General features: G+C 71.2%; 15 protein-coding genes. 4 read left to right on the forward strand and 11 right to left on the reverse strand.

All coding sequences use genetic code 11. The annotated features are described in order from the left end of the window. Nucleotides 1-90: 90 nt before the first annotated feature. Complete coding sequence (locus tag GPA10_RS01720) at nucleotides 91-1,284, reverse strand: adenosine deaminase (protein ID WP_157163897.1); 1,194 nt, start codon at nucleotides 1,282-1,284, stop codon at nucleotides 91-93. Between the two features lie 102 nt (nucleotides 1,285-1,386). Here GPA10_RS01720 and GPA10_RS01725 point away from each other — a divergent pair, with 102 nt between their 5' ends. Together GPA10_RS01725 and GPA10_RS01730 are read left to right on the forward strand one after the other, a co-directional pair. After that, entirely contained in the window at nucleotides 1,387-2,148 is a 762-nt protein-coding gene (locus GPA10_RS01725) for an alpha/beta hydrolase (protein ID WP_157163898.1), read from the forward strand. Nucleotides 2,149-2,285: 137 nt separating this feature from the next. After that, nucleotides 2,286-2,642 (forward strand): STAS domain-containing protein, encoded by a 357-nt coding sequence (locus tag GPA10_RS01730; protein WP_343040186.1) that lies wholly within the window; start codon nucleotides 2,286-2,288, stop codon nucleotides 2,640-2,642. Here GPA10_RS01730 and GPA10_RS01735 read toward each other — a convergent pair. Both GPA10_RS01735 and GPA10_RS01740 read right to left on the reverse strand, forming a co-directional pair. Next, on the reverse strand, nucleotides 2,553-3,530 hold the full coding sequence (locus GPA10_RS01735; RefSeq protein WP_157163900.1) for a sigma-70 family RNA polymerase sigma factor: 978 nt from the start codon (nucleotides 3,528-3,530) through the stop codon (nucleotides 2,553-2,555). The genes GPA10_RS01730 and GPA10_RS01735 overlap by 90 nt on opposite strands. Before the next feature lie 237 nt (nucleotides 3,531-3,767). Next, the gene (locus GPA10_RS01740; RefSeq protein ID WP_157163901.1) at nucleotides 3,768-5,126 is read right to left on the reverse strand and encodes an MFS transporter; all 1,359 of its coding nucleotides are present in this window, start codon (nucleotides 5,124-5,126) and stop codon (nucleotides 3,768-3,770) included. A gap of 62 nt (nucleotides 5,127-5,188) precedes the next feature. Here GPA10_RS01740 and GPA10_RS01745 point away from each other — a divergent pair, with 62 nt between their 5' ends. Continuing rightward, entirely contained in the window at nucleotides 5,189-6,151 is a 963-nt protein-coding gene (locus GPA10_RS01745; protein WP_157163902.1) for a LysR family transcriptional regulator, read from the forward strand. Nucleotides 6,152-6,333: 182 nt separating this feature from the next. Here GPA10_RS01745 and GPA10_RS01750 read toward each other — a convergent pair whose 3' ends face one another. The 3 genes from GPA10_RS01750 to GPA10_RS42140 all read right to left on the reverse strand — a co-directional run bounded on the left by GPA10_RS01750 (nucleotide 6,334) and on the right by GPA10_RS42140 (nucleotide 8,101). Beyond that, nucleotides 6,334-6,846 (reverse strand): NUDIX domain-containing protein, encoded by a 513-nt coding sequence (locus GPA10_RS01750; protein WP_157163903.1) that lies wholly within the window; start codon nucleotides 6,844-6,846, stop codon nucleotides 6,334-6,336. A gap of 73 nt (nucleotides 6,847-6,919) precedes the next feature. After that, complete coding sequence (locus tag GPA10_RS44265; protein ID WP_484600340.1) at nucleotides 6,920-7,585, reverse strand: NsdA family TPR-like regulatory protein; 666 nt, start codon at nucleotides 7,583-7,585, stop codon at nucleotides 6,920-6,922. Between the two features lie 12 nt (nucleotides 7,586-7,597). Beyond that, a complete protein-coding gene (locus GPA10_RS42140; protein WP_157163904.1) occupies nucleotides 7,598-8,101 on the reverse strand; it encodes a helix-turn-helix domain-containing protein in 504 nt (167 codons plus the stop codon). 191 nt (nucleotides 8,102-8,292) lie between these two features. Between GPA10_RS42140 and GPA10_RS01760 the strand changes: the two genes are divergently transcribed. Beyond that, nucleotides 8,293-8,787 (forward strand): ATP-binding protein, encoded by a 495-nt coding sequence (locus GPA10_RS01760; RefSeq protein WP_157163905.1) that lies wholly within the window; start codon nucleotides 8,293-8,295, stop codon nucleotides 8,785-8,787. Nucleotides 8,788-9,518: 731 nt separating this feature from the next. Here the strand turns inward: GPA10_RS01760 and GPA10_RS01765 are convergent. The 5 genes from GPA10_RS01765 to GPA10_RS01785 all read right to left on the reverse strand — a co-directional run bounded on the left by GPA10_RS01765 (nucleotide 9,519) and on the right by GPA10_RS01785 (nucleotide 15,371). Further along, entirely contained in the window at nucleotides 9,519-10,799 is a 1,281-nt protein-coding gene (locus GPA10_RS01765; protein WP_157163906.1) for a thymidine phosphorylase, read from the reverse strand. 159 nt (nucleotides 10,800-10,958) lie between these two features. Continuing rightward, nucleotides 10,959-11,357, reverse strand: coding sequence for a cytidine deaminase (locus GPA10_RS01770; RefSeq protein ID WP_157163907.1), 399 nt, complete (start codon nucleotides 11,355-11,357; stop codon nucleotides 10,959-10,961). Further along, on the reverse strand, nucleotides 11,354-12,616 hold the full coding sequence (locus GPA10_RS01775; protein ID WP_058848272.1) for an ABC transporter permease: 1,263 nt from the start codon (nucleotides 12,614-12,616) through the stop codon (nucleotides 11,354-11,356). The genes GPA10_RS01770 and GPA10_RS01775 overlap by 4 nt, the downstream gene beginning before the upstream one ends. After that, complete coding sequence (locus tag GPA10_RS01780) at nucleotides 12,613-13,752, reverse strand: ABC transporter permease (RefSeq protein ID WP_157163908.1); 1,140 nt, start codon at nucleotides 13,750-13,752, stop codon at nucleotides 12,613-12,615. Before GPA10_RS01780 ends, GPA10_RS01775 begins: the two co-directional genes overlap by 4 nt. Beyond that, a complete protein-coding gene (locus GPA10_RS01785; RefSeq protein ID WP_343040279.1) occupies nucleotides 13,749-15,371 on the reverse strand; it encodes an ABC transporter ATP-binding protein in 1,623 nt (540 codons plus the stop codon). The genes GPA10_RS01780 and GPA10_RS01785 overlap by 4 nt, the downstream gene beginning before the upstream one ends. Nucleotides 15,372-15,376: the final 5 nt, after the last annotated feature.

A 15,376-nucleotide genomic window follows, 5' to 3' on the forward strand; every position in this document is an offset into this window, starting at 1 on the left:
ACCGTAAACACCCTCAAGGTCACCCCGCAAACATCCGAAAACGGCCGGGGATTCGTGTCCCCGGCCGTCCCTTTGGCGTAGTCCCGCCGGTCAGGGGGCGGAAGATGCGCTGGTGGAAGCGGTCTGACGGAAAAGCCACTCGGACTTCAGTTCGGCATAACCGGGCTTGATGACGTCATTGATCATGGCCAGCCTTTCATCGAAAGGAATGAACGCCGACTTCATCGCATTGACGGTGAACCACTGCATGTCGTCGAGCGTGTAGCCGAACGTGTCGACCAGGTGCTCGAATTCGCGGCTCATGCTGGTGCCGGACATCAGCCGGTTGTCGGTGTTCACGGTGGCCCGGAAGTGCAGCTTGCGCAGCAGGCCGATGGGGTGGTCCTCGTACGAGGCCGCCGCGCCGGTCTGCAGGTTGGAGCTGGGGCACAGCTCCAGCGGGACGCGCTTGTCGCGTACGTAGGACGCGAGCCTGCCGAGCTGGACCGTGCCGTCGTCGGCGACCTCGATGTCGTCGATGATGCGCACCCCGTGGCCGAGCCGGTCGGCGCCGCACCACTGGAGCGCCTGCCAGATCGAGGGCAGGCCGAAGGCCTCACCGGCGTGGATGGTGAAGTGGTTGTTCTCCCGCTTCAGATACTCGAAGGCGTCGAGGTGGCGGTTGGGAGGGAAGCCGGCCTCGGCGCCCGCGATGTCGAAGCCGACGACGCCCGCGTCGCGGTAGCGGTTGGCGAGTTCGGCGATCTCCAGGGCGCGGGCGGCGTGCCGCATGGCGGTGAGCAGGGCGCCCACGCGGATGCGGTGGCCGTTCTCCCGGGCGCGGCGCTCGCCCTCGCGGAAGCCGTCGTTGACGGCCTCGACGACCTCTTCGAGGGTCAGGCCGGCCTCCAGGTGCTGCTCGGGGGCGTAGCGGATCTCGGCGTAGACGACGCCGTCCTCGGCCAGGTCCTCGGCGCACTCGGCGGCGACGCGGAAGAGGGCGTCGCGGGTCTGCATGACGGCGCAGGTGTGGGCGAAGGTCTCCAGGTACCGCTCCAGGGAGCCCGAGTCGGCGGCCTCGCGGAACCAGACGCCGAGCTTGTCGGGGTCGGTCTCCGGCAAGCCCTCGTAACCGTTGTCCCGGGCCAGGTCGACGATGGTGCCGGGGCGCAGGCCGCCGTCGAGGTGGTCGTGCAGGAGGACCTTCGGGGCGCGCCGGATCTGCTCCGCGCCGGGGGTGCCGGGGTGACTCGCGCGGCCCGTGGGGCCGCCCGCTGCGCTGATCTTGCTGGTCTGGCTCGTCATCTCGGCACTGTAGCGCCTACGCGCGTAGATCTCACTGGTCGATACGTAACAGTGACCCTGCGGACGGGTGGCATGCACCATGACTTCTGACACTGTTCTGCCATGGCACAGCAAGCGACGTCCCGTCCCGTGCGTACGGCCAGGCTCGGGCGTGTGGTGGGCACGCGTCCCTCGACGGTGAGCGCGGTGGCGCTCCTGTTGCCCGGCGGCCACGAGACCTCCGCCCGCAAGCCTTCCTTCCTCGCCGCCGCGGCGGTCCGTTCGCTGGGGCGCGGCCTCGCCCGCGCGGGCCGCGACGACGGGCTCGCGGTGCACACCGTGCACTATCGCGTCGGCGGCTGGAACGGCCCGGAGGCGCAGCTCGCGCGGGACGCGGAGTGGGCGGCCGACGAGGTCGTGCGCCGCTACGGGGACGTGCCCGTGTGCTTCGCCGGCCTCGACATGGGCGGGCGCGCGGCGCTGCGGGCCGCCGGGCACACCGCCGTCGAGTCCGTGGTGGCGCTCGCCCCCTGGCTGCCCGAGGAGGACGTGGCCGCGCCGCCGGAGCCCGTGAAGCAGCTCGTGGGGCGGCGGGTGCTCCTGGTGCACGGCACCAACGACGAGCGGACCGACCCCGAGTTGTCGTTCCGGCTCGCGGCGCGGGCGAAGAAGGTGAACCGGGACGTGTGCCGGTTCGAGGTGCACTCCGACGGGCACCGGCTCAGCCAGCACCACGCCGAAGTGCTCGCCCTCGCGGCGAACTTCGTCCAGGGGTCGCTGTTCGGGCACCCCCTCGCACGGCCGGTGGAGGACGCGTTGGCCGCGCCGCCGCCGCTGGGGTTGCGGATGCCGCTGGCCGCGGGGTTCGGCAAGTCCCTGCGCTGAGGTTTCGGTTGCCGCGGTGGCTGGGCCACAGGGCGGTGGCTGGGCCACAGGGAGCACGGGGGGCACAGGAAAAGTCCCTGGCCCTGCCGATGAGTTCCGGTCTCGGGCGCGGTCCCCCTGATGTGGCAGTCTCCGAAGTGCATGCGCCGAACCTCCTCGCCGTGGCCGGGCCGGTCCGGCAGGACGACATTCCCCGGCTCGTCGCCGACCTGTGCGCCGCCGCGCGCGCACCCGGCACCGGGGAGGTGATCTGCGACGTCGGCGGGATCACCACCGCCGACCTCGTCACCGTGGAAGCCGTGGCCCGGCTGCGGCTGGCCGCCCGCGGGGCGGGGGTGGGGCTGCGGTTGCGGGACCCCACCCCGGCCCTGTGGGCGCTGCTCGGTCTCGTCGGCCTCGCGGAGCTATGCGTCGAGGTGGAGCGGGACCCCGAAGAGCGGGAACCACCGCTGGGTGTCGAGGAAGCAGTGGAATCCTGCGACCCGGCCCGCTGAGATCTCGATGACCTGGATCGCCCACGGCATGAACCCGCCGTTGTCCGGGTCGGGCTTGTACTGCGCGAAGCCCGGCGTGCCGTTGACCTCGACCGGAAGGAGCCGGGAGCCCTCGCAGGCCGCGCCGATGGTCGACATGAATCCCGTGATGTCCTGCGGGCCGCGCAGCCACAGGTCGAACGGGGGCATCGTCATCACGGCGTCCTCGTGGAGGAGGGCCGTGAGGGCGGCCATGTCGTACCCCTCGAAGGCCTTCACGTAGCGGTCGAGGAGTTTCCGCTGTTCCTCGTCCAGCGGGTCGGAGGTCGCCGTGTCGTCGGCGGGGCGCTCGGCGAGGGTGGCGCGGGCGCGCTGAAGGGCGCTGTTGACCGAGGCGACCGTCGTGCCGAGCAGGTCGGCGACCTCGCTCGCCTTCCACGCCAGGACCTCGCGCAGGATGAGCACCGCCCGCTGCTTGGCGGGCAGTTGCTGAAGGGCGGCGATGAAGGCGAGGCGCACCGACTCCTTGGCGACGGCGGCCTCGGCGGGGTCGGCGACGGTGGGCAGGACCCGGCCGTCCGGTATCGGTTCGAGCCAGACGTTGTCCGCGCGGGGGGTGAGGGCCGCCTGGGCGAGGGGCGTGGAGGCGGTGAGGTCCATGGGGCGGGCGCGGCGGTTGCCCGCGTTCAGCATGTCCAGGCAGACGTTCGTCGCGATGCGGTACAGCCAGGAGCGGAGGCTGGAGCGGCCCTCGAACTTGTCGAAGCTGCGCCAGGCGCGGACCATCGTGTCCTGCACGGCGTCCTCGGCCTCGAAGGCCGAGCCCAGCATCCGATAGCAGTACCCCGTCAGCTCGGTGCGATGCTTCTCCAGCCCCGCGTCCAGCTCCACCGTCGCACTGTCGCTCATACCGACCCACCCCTGTGCCTCTGCGTGCCCCTGTGTGCCCGTGCCATGGCGGCCACGGAAGTCCCAGCACCTCGGAAGCTACCGCAGCCCACTGACATTGGCCTGCCGAGCGGCGAAAACGGCAGTTCACAGGGGTGGTTGCGGTAACGGGACGGTGCCCATCCGCACCAGAGCGCACCAGACCGCACCAGGCGGCGCCGTACGTGTCCGCCCTAGGCGGCGCGGGCCGTCCCCGCCCTAGGCGGCGCGGGCCGTCAGCCGTTCCGTGCGGGCCGCCCGGCTCCCGTACAGCGTGATCGTCACGACGCCGAGGACGGCGAGGACGCCGAGGCCGACCGTGCCGCCCCAGCCACCCGCGTGGAAGGCCACGGCGCCGAGCGTGCCGCCCGCGCTGGAGCCCACGTAGTACGCGGACTGATAGAGCGCGGAGGCCTGGGCGCGCCCGGTGGTGGCGGTGCGGCTCACCGACGAGGACGCGACGGCGTGGCCCGCGAAGAAGCCCGCCGTGATCAGGACCAGGCCGAGCAGGACCGCCGCCAGGGTGTCGGACAGGGACAGGAGCAGGCCGCCCGCTGTGGTGCTCACGGCGAGGTAGAGGGCGCCGCGCCTGCCGAGCCGGGTCACGAGCTTCCCGGCGGCGGCCGAGGACGCCGTACCGACGAGGTAGACGAGAAAAATCGAGCCGATGACGCCCTGCGGGAGGGAGAACGGCGCCTCGGTGAGGCGGTAGCCGATCACGGTGTAGACCGCGCCGAAGACGGTCATGAACAGCGCGCCGATCGCGTACAGGCGGCACAGCAGCGGGTTGGAGAGGTGCGAACGGACCGTGCGGGCCAGGGACTTCGGGTGCAGTGTGCCCGGCGTGAAGTGGCGCGGGGCGGGCAGCAGCGCGCGGAAGGCGAGCGCGCACGCCACCGCGAGCAGCCCGACCACGGCGACGCCCCAGCGCCAGCCCCAGGCCTGCGCGGCCCAGCCGGTGACGATGCGGCCGCTCATGCCGCCGATGGAGTTGCCCGCGACGAACATGCCGATCGCGGCGACCAGCGCCTTGGGGCGCACTTCCTCGGCGAGGTAGGCCATCGCGGACGCCGGGAGCCCGGCGAGGGCGGCGCCCTGCACGGCGCGCAGCGCGATCAGTACGCCGACCGACGGCGCGAACGGCACGAGCAGGCCGACCGCGACGGCCACGCTCAGCGAGGCCGTCATCAGCGTCCGCCGCCCGTACCGCTCCGACAGAGCGCTCAGGGGCAGCACGAACAGGGCGAGCGCGCCGGTCGCGGCGGACACCGTCCAGCTCGCCGTGGACGCGCTCACGCCGAAGTCCGCGGAGATCAGCGGGAGCAGGGCCTGGGTGGAGTACAGGAGCGCGAAGGCGGCCATGCCTGCGAGGAAGAGCGCGAAGCTCATACGGCGGAAGCCCGGGCCTCCCGGTGCCGTGCGGGTGTCGTGAGCGGTGCGATCCGTGTGAGCCGTGCGATCCGTGTGAGCGGTGCTCGGGGTGTTCACAGTGTTCGCGGTGGTGGGCTCGGAGTCGGGGGACGGCGGGGTGAGGGCGGCCGCGTGGGTTGCGGTCGCCCCGCTAGTGGCAGGAGGCATGCCATGAACGTACGACCACCCTCCTCATGCGTCCAATGCATGGAATCGCCATAATCGATCCCATGCAGCATCAGTACAGGTCAGATGGTCAGCTGTCGCGGAACAGTGACACGGAGGACACGGATCACATCGTGCGGCTGCTCGCGCCGCGGCTCGCGTACTTCGCCGGGGTCGCCCGGACCGAGCACGTCACGCGGGCCGCGCGGGAGTTGGGGGTGCCGCAGTCGACGCTGTCGCGGGCCATGGTCAGGCTCGAACAGGACCTGGGCGTCGACCTGTTCGCCCGGCACGGCCGCACGGTGTCGCTGACGCCAGCGGGCCGCACCTTCCTCGGCTCGGCCGAGCGGGCGCTCGCGGAGGTGGGGCGGGCGGCGGAGTCCGTGCGGGCGGACGCGGATCCCGCCACCGGGAAGGTCGCGTTCGGCTTCCTGCACACCATGGGTTCGGAGACCGTTCCCGGGCTGATCCGCGCCTTCCGCGCGGATCATCCCCGGGTGCGATTCAGTCTGGTCCAGAACTACGGCGAGGCGATGCTCGAACGGCTGCGGGCCGGGGAGCTGGACCTGTGCCTGACCTCGCCCGTGCCGGACGCGCCCGGTCTGGTCGCACGGCGCCTCGACGAGCAGCGGCTGCGGCTCGTCGTGCCCGACGACCATCGGCTCGCCGGGCGCAAGCGGGTGCGGCTCGCCGAGGCCGCCGACGAGGCGTTCGTGACCCTGGAGCCCGGGTACGGGCTGCGGCGCATCACCGACGACCTCTGTGCCGAGGCCGGGTTCCGGCCTCGGATCGCCTTCGAGGGCGAGGAGGCCGAGACGCTGCGCGGTCTCGTGGCGGCGGGGCTCGGGGTGGCACTCCTGCCGCCGCCCGCCGTGGCCCGGCCCGGGGTCGTCGAACTCACCGTGACCGGGCAGCGGGCCGTACGGGAGATCGGGGTCGCCTGGCTGGAGGGACATCCGGACACGGCGCCGGTGGCTGCGTTCAAGAAGTTTCTGCTGGGACGGCGGGGGCGGTTGCTGCCGGAGTGAGCTTCTCCCCCACCCCGTCCACTGCCCCCGCCGCGTCCACTGCACCCACCGCGTCCGGTTGTCGCGAGACGCAAGGATGCAGACGCAGGGATGCAGACGCAAGGATGCGGCAAGCCGAACGTCCCGAGGGCAGGCAGCCCCACTCGCTGTCAGCGCGACACGTACGGCCGATCCGCGGCCCCCTACCAGGCTGGACCGCCGTCATGCAGATACACCGGCCGCCCTTCGTTCAAGCCCCTGATCGCGGCGTCGAGTCGGCTCCGTTGCCGTTCCCCCAACAACTCCCGCGCCTTGTCCGGAGCAACGAACGCAGCCTCAGACAGCTCTTCGTCGTGGGGTCGCATCCCCCGCGCCTGATGGGCGTCCAGCGTGCCGCCGTCGAAGACGAAGGCTATTTGATCGTCCCAAGGCCCGTGCGGGGCGACCCAATCGATCACCAGAAGCCCGCGCAAGGTGATGTCCAACCCCAGCTCTTCGCCGAGCTCCCGCACCGCCGCCCTCTCCGGCGATTCGTTCGCCTCGGCCATTCCCCCGGGCAGATCCCAGCCCGGTTTGTACGTCGGGTTCACCAGGAGCACGCCTCCAGCCGCGTCGCGCAGCAGCACATCGGCCGCGACACGCTTGCGGGCCTGTGTGGCTTTGCCCTCGGCGAGATAGGCATTCCACGCTTCCGGGTCGGCGGGTGTGGGCCTCATGTGGGGGTGCCTCCCCTGGGGGTGAGGATGTCGGCCAGCAGCAGCATTCTGGCCCTACGGGCGTCATCGAATCTCACCAGGTACTCCCGCAGCGGACCGTAGCCTTTGTGGCGGTCCAGGAGACGACGCAGGTCGTCAAGCTGTGCACAGCTCGGATCGATCCGAGCGTCGGGCTTGTGCTGAGCAACTCGTGGCCGATGCTCACGGCCGCATCGAGGGCTCCTCGCCGGACATGGATGTCCACAAGGACAATGCGGCTCAGTGCAAGGGACCTGGTGCGCCCCGGCTCCCGAAGTGTTACCGCCTGCTCGGCCTGCCTCAGCGCCTGATCATGCTGCTCCATGTCCCGCAGGATCAGCGCGGATTCACTCGCAAGGGCAGCGGCGTCAAAGGGACTCAGCCAGGGGTGCGCGGCATCCGCCGATCCGTCGAGCGTGTCATGGGCCGCTTCGAGAGAGCGCACTGCCGGCGTGCGCTGCGCCCCTGCGGCCAAAGCTCGGGCCTGCCTCGTCTGGAGCCGTGCAGTGAGCGAGGGAATTCGCGGACCACGGCCGGCGTGGTCGAGCCCGGTCTGAGCCCAGCGGGCGGCACCCGATGTGTCACCGGTCTGAAGTGCGAGGTGGCTCTTGCTCGCGGCGACGTTCGCGGTGAGCGGTAAGTCCCCTGAGGTGCGAGCCAGTGGCAAGGCTCGGCTGAAGTGTCGGGAGGCGAGGTCGTCTTGACCGGAGTCATGAGCCATCCACCCGGCCACCTACGTCAACGCCGCAGCGACGGCGAAGACTTGTGAGCCACTCCCGGTATCGACCAGACGCGGGGCGACTCGGTCCGCGAGATGCCGTACGACAGCTCCGTACAGACGTCCTCCACCGGTCTGCCGGTCTGCCGCGCGGAAGGCATCCATGGCCGCCAAGTCGTCACCGTCCGGCGGCAACTCCGGCTCGCGCTCGATCGGTTCGGCCGCAGCGGGTTCCCAGGCGCGGCGGGCAAGCCCGAGCAGATGACCGGGGATGTGGAACGCGTCCGCGATCTGCTCGAAGAGGGCCAGCTTTTCCACCCGGCTCTTGCCGTTCAAGTAGTCGTAGAGCCGACCTTGGGTGATGTCCACGGCCGTAGCGATCCGACGCGTACTGACACCTCGTGCATTGAGCAGTCGGAACACGACTCCCATGTCCCGCTCGGCGCAGGCATTGAGCAGTCGTTCATCGCCAAGCAGTCCGGCGACGACATCGCGCGGATCTGGTGGCTGGCGACTCATCGGCGGCTCCCCCGGCTCGTGTCCTCCGATGCTACGACCGCGCACACACGCCTGACTCCATGGTGGAGTCACCCCTTGGAGTCTCCCTACTACAAGGGGGTGTCGTTGACTGATCACCAGTCGCCCAGGACTCGGGGCAGATTCCCCGTCGGGCACGGAACCACCATTCCCATCGCAGAGGAGCAGTCCTCATGACCCGCCGAGCCCGGATTGCCGTAAGCGGTGACCCGACCGCCGTCGCTTTCGCAAGAGACCGAGTCACGAACCAGATTCAGGCGTGGGGTGTGCAGCTCGGCGAGGAGAAACTGAACGCGGTCGAGCTCGTCGCCTCGGAGCTGATCACGAACGCCGTGGTCCACGCAGGGGGCTTGATCACCATCGGCCTCTACCTCGATGAAGACCGGTTGCTCCTGGTCGTCCACGACAGCAGCCCCGAGCCGCCCAGTCGTCAAATCACCACGGAGAACGACGAAGGAGGGCGCGGCCTGGTCCTCGTCGAGTTCCTTGCCACACGGCACGGCTGGGAGCCGACCGCCCACGGCAAGAAGGTTTGGGCCGAGTTTGTCGTACCGGTGTCGGTGCCGGCCGCGCGCGGTGGACTTCTGCACGAGCGCCTACGGGCCGCAGCCCCGCAGACGTTTGTCCACGTCATGCCGGAGCGCTTCGCCTTGGCCCCGGGAATGTGAGCGCGGTACGGCGCGCGGCGAACAGCCGGCCCGCGGTGTCCGCGCATTCGGCTGCACAGCGCGAGTGGCAGCCGAATGCGGGGGTCCCGCGCTCCCCACGTCCGCGTAGCGCGGACGGGCAGGTGGGAGCAGAAGCCCCACCCGCCACCTAGCGGTGAGGACCCGCTGTACGGGATCGCACCGTGCCGGACAAGCACGCCGGACGGAGGCGGACCTCGCCCGGCAGGCTCGTGTCAGGCCCTGCCCGAGGTGGGGGCGGTGGGCGGGGCGTGAGGCCCGCTCGGCACCTGGCGGTGCGGGCCTGCCGGACGGGCACGGACCCTGCCCCGCAGGCACGCAGCCCGTGGGCAGGCACGCCCCCGCCGCCAGGCAGGCACCTCCCACCCGGAGGCGGCGGTCCCTGCCCGAGGAGGGGGCGGGCGGGTGGGAGCGGAAGGACCGCTCGGGACTTGGCGGTGCGGGCCTGCCGGACGGGATCGCACCCCGCCGGGCAAGCTCCGGACCTTGCCGGGCGGGCGCGCCCTGCCCAGGGACCGGCCCTACCCGAGGTAGGGGCGGGTGGGTGGGGGAAAGAGGCCCGCTCGGCACCCGGCGGCACCGGCAGCACCCGGCGGCACCCGGCAGCACCCAGCGGCACCCAGCGGCACCCAGCAGCACCCAGCAGCGCCTAGCAGCACCCAGCGGCACCGGCAGCACCCCGCAGCGCCGGGCGGCACCCCCCAGCCCCCCACTCAGGGAGAAACCCGCTCCAGCACGATAGGCCGGACCGCGAAGTCCGTCCCGGGAGGGGCGACCTCGTACGCGGACGCCAAGGACTCCAGGGCGTACGCAAAGCGCTCGGGGGTGTCCGTGTGGAGGGTGAGCAGGGGCGCGCCCGCCTCGACGGAGTCGCCGGGCCGGGCGTGGAGTTCGACGCCGGCGCCCGCCTGCACGGGGTCCTCCTTGCGGGCCCGCCCCGCACCGAGGCGCCACGCGGCGACCCCGACGTCGTACGCGTCGAGGCGGGTCAGGACCCCGGACGCGGGGGCGGTGACGGTGTGGGTCTCGCGGGCCACGGGCAGGGCCGCGTCCGGGTCGCCGCCCTGCGCGCTGATCATGCGGCGCCAGACGTCCATCGCGGAGCCGTCCGCGAGCGCCTTCTCCGGGTCGGCGTCCGGCAGCCCCGCCGCGGCGAGCATCTCGCGGGCGAGGGCGAGGGTCAGCTCGACGACGTCGGCGGGGCCGCCGCCCGCGAGGACCTCGACGGACTCGCGGACCTCCAGGGCGTTGCCCGCGGTCAGGCCGAGCGGCGTCGACATGTCGGTGAGCAGGGCGACCGTGCGCACGCCGTGGTCGGTGCCGAGGCCGACCATGGTGGAGGCCAGCTCGCGGGCGTCGTCGAGTGTCTTCATGAACGCGCCGGTGCCGACCTTCACGTCCAGGACGAGGGACCCCGTACCCTCGGCGATCTTCTTGGACATGATGGAGGAGGCGATCAGCGGGATCGCCTCGACGGTGCCGGTCACGTCCCGCAGGGCGTAGAGCTTCTTGTCGGCGGGGGCGAGCCCGTCGCCCGCCGCGCAGATGACGGAGCCCGCGCCGTTCAGGACATCGAGCATCTCCGCGTTGGAGAGCAGCGCGCGCCAGCCGGGGATCGACTCCAGCTTGTCGAGGGTGCCGCCGGTGTGGCCGAGGCCGCGCCCGGAGAGCTGCGGCACGGCCGCGCCGCAGGCCGCGACCAGGGGCGCGAGCGGCAGTGTGATCTTGTCGCCGACACCGCCCGTGGAGTGCTTGTCGGCGGTGGGGCGGGAGAGCGAGGAGAAGTCCATGCGCTCGCCGGACGCGATCATCGCCGCCGTCCAGCGGGCGATCTCCCGGCGGTTCATGCCGTTGAGCAGGATCGCCATCGCCAGGGCCGACATCTGCTCGTCGGCGACGGCGCCGCGCGTGTAGGCGTCGACGACCCAGTCGATCTGCTCGTCGCTCAGCTCGCCCCGGTCCCGCTTCGTACGGATGACGGAGATGACGTCCATGGCAGCAAATCCCTTCCAGCGGTGACGGTCGTCAGTGACCGGCGTGCAGTGAGCGCGACTCTACGCGCATAGAGCGGGGGACGGGAAAGACCCCCGCCAACTCGGCGGGGGCCATGGCCCGTTGCGGTGACGGCCCAGTTCCCGTGCACCCCTGGCCGCTCAGTTCAGATGCTCCGGCCCGAACGCGTCCGGCAGCATGTCGCCGAGCGACCGCACCCCGGACGACGTCTGAAGGAGCAGGGCGGCGCCGCCGAACTCGTACAGGAGCTGACGGCAGCGCCCGCACGGCATCAGGATGTCGCCCTTGCCGTCGACGCAGGTGAAGTGCGTGAGACGGCCGCCGCCGGTGAGCTGGAGCTGGGAGACGAGTCCGCACTCGGCGCACAGACCGAGTCCGTACGAGGCGTTCTCGACGTTGCAGCCGGTGACGGTGCGGCCGTCGTCGACCAGCGCCGCGGCGCCGACCGGGAAACCCGAGTACGGGGCGTAGGCGCGGGACATGGCGTCCCGTGCCGCCTCCCGGAGCGCGTCCCAGTCGGCGTCCGCGGCAGTGGTCATTTCCCTTGTCCCTTCCGGTACGGCATCCCGTCCGCCTTCGGCATCCGAAGACGCTGGGCGGAGAGCGACAGGACCAGCAGCGTGACGACGTACGGCGTCGCCGTCACGACCTGGTTCGGCACCTCGTCGGTGAGGCCGTACCAGAGGAACATCAGCGCCGAGACCGCCGCGGTGATCACCGCGGGGACGTAGCGCTTGCGCCAGATCAGATAGGCCGCACCGATGACGAGAAGGATGGCGATGAGCAGCAGCAGGGCGTGGACATTCGTGCCGCCGCCCCGGAGTTTCAGGCTGTCGGTGTAACCGAACAGGCCGGCACCGAGCGCGAGGCCGCCGGGCATCCAGTTGCCGAAGATCATGGCGGCGAGGCCGATGTAGCCGCGCCCGCCGGTCTGGCCCTCCAGGTAGATGTTGGAGGCCACCAGGGACAGGAACGCGCCGCCGAGGCCCGCGAGGCCACCGGAGATCACGACCGCCAGATACTTGTACTTGTAGACGTTCACGCCGAGGGACTCCGCCGCGACCGGGTTCTCGCCGCAGGAGCGCAGCCGCAGACCGAAGGCCGTGCGCCACAGGATGAACCAGCTCAGCGGCACCATCGCGACAGCGATCACGGTCAGCGGCGACAGGTCGGTGAGCACCCCGCCGAGCAGGCCCGCGATGTCGGAGACCAGGAACCAGTGCTTGTCGTTGAGGTCCTGGAGCCAGTCGGAGAGGCCGGGGACCGAGAACTTGCCGAGCGATTCGACGCCCGGCGACTGCTTGGAGGTGCCGCCCTCCTCGCCCTCGAAGGCGAAGGTGGACAGGTAGCGCGTGGTGCCGAGGGCCAGGATGTTCAGGGCCACACCGGAGACGATGTGGTTGACGTTGAAGGTGACCGTGACGATCGCGTGCAGCAGACCGCCGAGCGCGCCGCCGAGGACACCGAAGACGATGCCCACCCACGGGCCCCACTGGAAGCCCGCCCAGGCGCCGAACCAGGTGCCGAGGATCAGCATGCCTTCGAGGCCGATGTTGACCACGCCCGCGCGCTCGGCCCACAGTCCGCCGAGCCCGGCGAGGCCGATCGGCACGGCCAGGCGCAGGGCGCCCGAGACCTGTCCGGTGGAGGTGATGCCGTGGGCGTCGGTGATCAGGCGGACCACCGAGGTCAGTACGAGGACGCCCGCGATGATCAGGAGCAGGACGGGCAGCGAGACGCGGCGGCGGCCCGGACCGGGCCCCGCCTGCGCGGGCTTGGTGACGGTTGCCGTACTCATCGGGCAGCCACCTCCTTCACGGAGTCGTTGTTGCCGTTGTTCTCGTCGCCGGCGGCGCGCGCCGCGGCGGCGAGTTCCTCACCGACGCGCTGCTGCTGGCGGCGCAGGCCCCAGCGGCGTACGCCCTCGTAGGAGACGACGACGGCGATCACGATCAGGCCCTGCATGATGACCGCGATCTCCTTGTCGTACCCCTCGTAGTCGAGCGCCTGGGACGCCTTGACGAGGAAGGCCCACAGGAGCGAGGCGAGGGCGATGCCGACCGGGCTGTTGCGGCCGAGCAGGGCGATGCCGATGCCGGTGAAGCCGAGTCCGGTCGGGAAGCTCAGGCTGTACGTGTGGACGTCGCCGAGCAGGATCGGCATGCCCGCGAGTCCTGCGACCGCGCCGGAGACGAGCATGGCGGTGAGCATCATGCGCTTGGCGTTCACGCCGGACGCCGCGGCGGCGGACTGCGAGGCGCCGGTGGCCCGCAGGTCGAAGCCGAAGCGGGTGCGGTTGAGGATCAGCCAGTACAGGACGCCCGCGAGGGCGGCGACGACGACGAAGCCGTAGATCTCGCCGGAGTCGCCCATGTCGATGCCGGGGAACCAGCCGGACTCGTGCATGACGCCGGTGGTGTTGTTGTTGCCGACCGGGACGCCGAACTTGTCGTCGAGCGTGAGGTAGGCGATGACGCTCGTCGCGATGGCGTTCAGCATGATCGTCGCGACGACCTCGCTGACGCCGCGGGTGGTCTTCAGGACGCCCGCGATGCCCGCCCAGAAGGCGCCGGTGAGCATGGCGACCACGATCAGGAGGGGGATCTGGAGACCGGCGGGCAGCGACATGTGCGCGCCGACGACCGCCGTGACCATCGCGGCGAGCCGGTACTGGCCGTCCACGCCGATGTTGAACAGGTTCATCCGGAAGCCGACGGCGACGGCGAGCGCCGCCAGGTAGTACATCCCGGCCTCGTTGATGATGAGCACCTGGACGTCGGAGTACGTGGCCTGCTCGAACATCAGGCTGTACGGCTCGACCGGGCTCTTGCCCGAGGCGACCAGGACGACCGAGGTCAGCACCATGGCCGCGACGAGCGCGATGACCGGTCCGGCCACCGCGAGGAGCAGGCGCTCCTTGTCGAACTTCTTCATCGGGCCTCGTCCTCCGGGGCTGCTTCCAGTGTTTCCGCTGCCGGTTCCTCGGTGTGCTCCAGGTGGCCGGAGGCGGCGCCCGTCATCGCCGAGCCCAGCTCCTCCGGGGTGACCGACGCGGGGTCGGCGTCCGCGACCAGACGGCCCCGGTAGATCACCCGCAGGGTGTCGGAGAGGCCGATCAGCTCGTCCAGGTCCGCGGAGATCAGGAGCACCGCGAGGCCTTCGCGGCGCGCCTCGCGGATCTGGTCCCAGATCTGCGCCTGCGCGCCGACGTCCACGCCGCGCGTGGGGTGGGCGGCGATGAGGAAGCGCGGCTTGTGGCTCATCTCGCGGCCGACGATCAGCTTCTGCTGGTTGCCGCCGGACAGCGAGGCCGCGGTGACGTCGATGCCGGGCGTGCGGACGTCGTACTCCTCGACGATGCGCCGCGTGTCGGCCTGCGCGCCCTTGATGTCGAGCAGGAAGCCGCCCTTGCCACGGGTGTTGGGCGGCTCGGTGACATGGCCGAGGATGCGGTTCTCCCAGAGCGGGGACTCCAGGAGCAGGCCGTGGCGGTGCCGGTCCTCGGGGATGTAGCCGACGCCGCCCTCGCGGCGCCTGCGGGTCGCCCAGCCGGTGATGTCCTCGCCGGCCATCCGGATGGCGCCGGAGTCGGCGTGCTTCAGGCCGATGAGGGCGTCGATGAGTTCGGTCTGGCCGTTGCCCTCCACGCCCGCGAGGCCGAGGACCTCGCCCTCGTGGATGGTGAAGGAGATGTCGTCGAGCAGCGCACGGGCCGAGTCGCCGTCGGCGAGCAGCCTCAGCCCCTCGACCTCGATCATCGGCCGGTCGGTGACCGTCGACTCGGCGGTCTCCGGCGTCGGCAGCTCGCTGCCCACCATCAGCTCGGCGAGCTGGCGCGGGGTGGTCTCGGCGGGGACCGCGGTGCCCACCGTCGTACCGCGCCGGATGACGGTGATGTCGTCGGCGACGGAGAGGACCTCGCCCAGCTTGTGCGAGATGAAGATGACGGACAGGCCCTCGGACTTGAGCTCGCGCAGGTTGTCGAAGAGCGCGTCGACCTCCTGCGGCACCAGGACGGCCGTGGGCTCGTCGAGGATGAGGGTGGTGGCGCCGCGGTAGAGGACCTTGAGGATCTCCACCCGCTGGCGGTCGGCGACGCCGAGGTCCTCGACGTACGCGTCGGGCCGCACGCCGAGGCCGTAGCGGTCGGAGAGCTCGGTGATCCGGCGGCGCGCCCGGGAGCCGATGCCGTGCAGCTGCTCGCTGCCGAGCACGATGTTCTCCAGGACCGTCAGCTGGTCGGCCAGCATGAAGTGCTGGTGGACCATGCCGATGCCGAGCGCGATGGCGTCGGCCGGGCTGGCGAAGGAGACCTGGGTCCCGTCGACGGCGATGGTGCCCTCGTCCGGCTTCTGCATGCCGTAGAGGATCTTCATCAGGGTCGACTTGCCGGCGCCGTTCTCGCCGACGAGGGCGTGCACGGTGCCCTTGCGGACACTCAGATGGATGTCGTGGTTGGCCACGACACCCGGGAACCGCTTGGTGATGCCGGTGAGTTCGACAGCACAGGCGGCCGTGCGGTCGGTGGGCGGAGGGCTGGTGGATGCGTCGATGGCGC

Origin of the sequence: Streptomyces typhae, from assembly GCF_009755605.1 — a bacterium.
GTDB lineage: Bacteria > Actinomycetota > Actinomycetes > Streptomycetales > Streptomycetaceae > Streptomyces > Streptomyces typhae.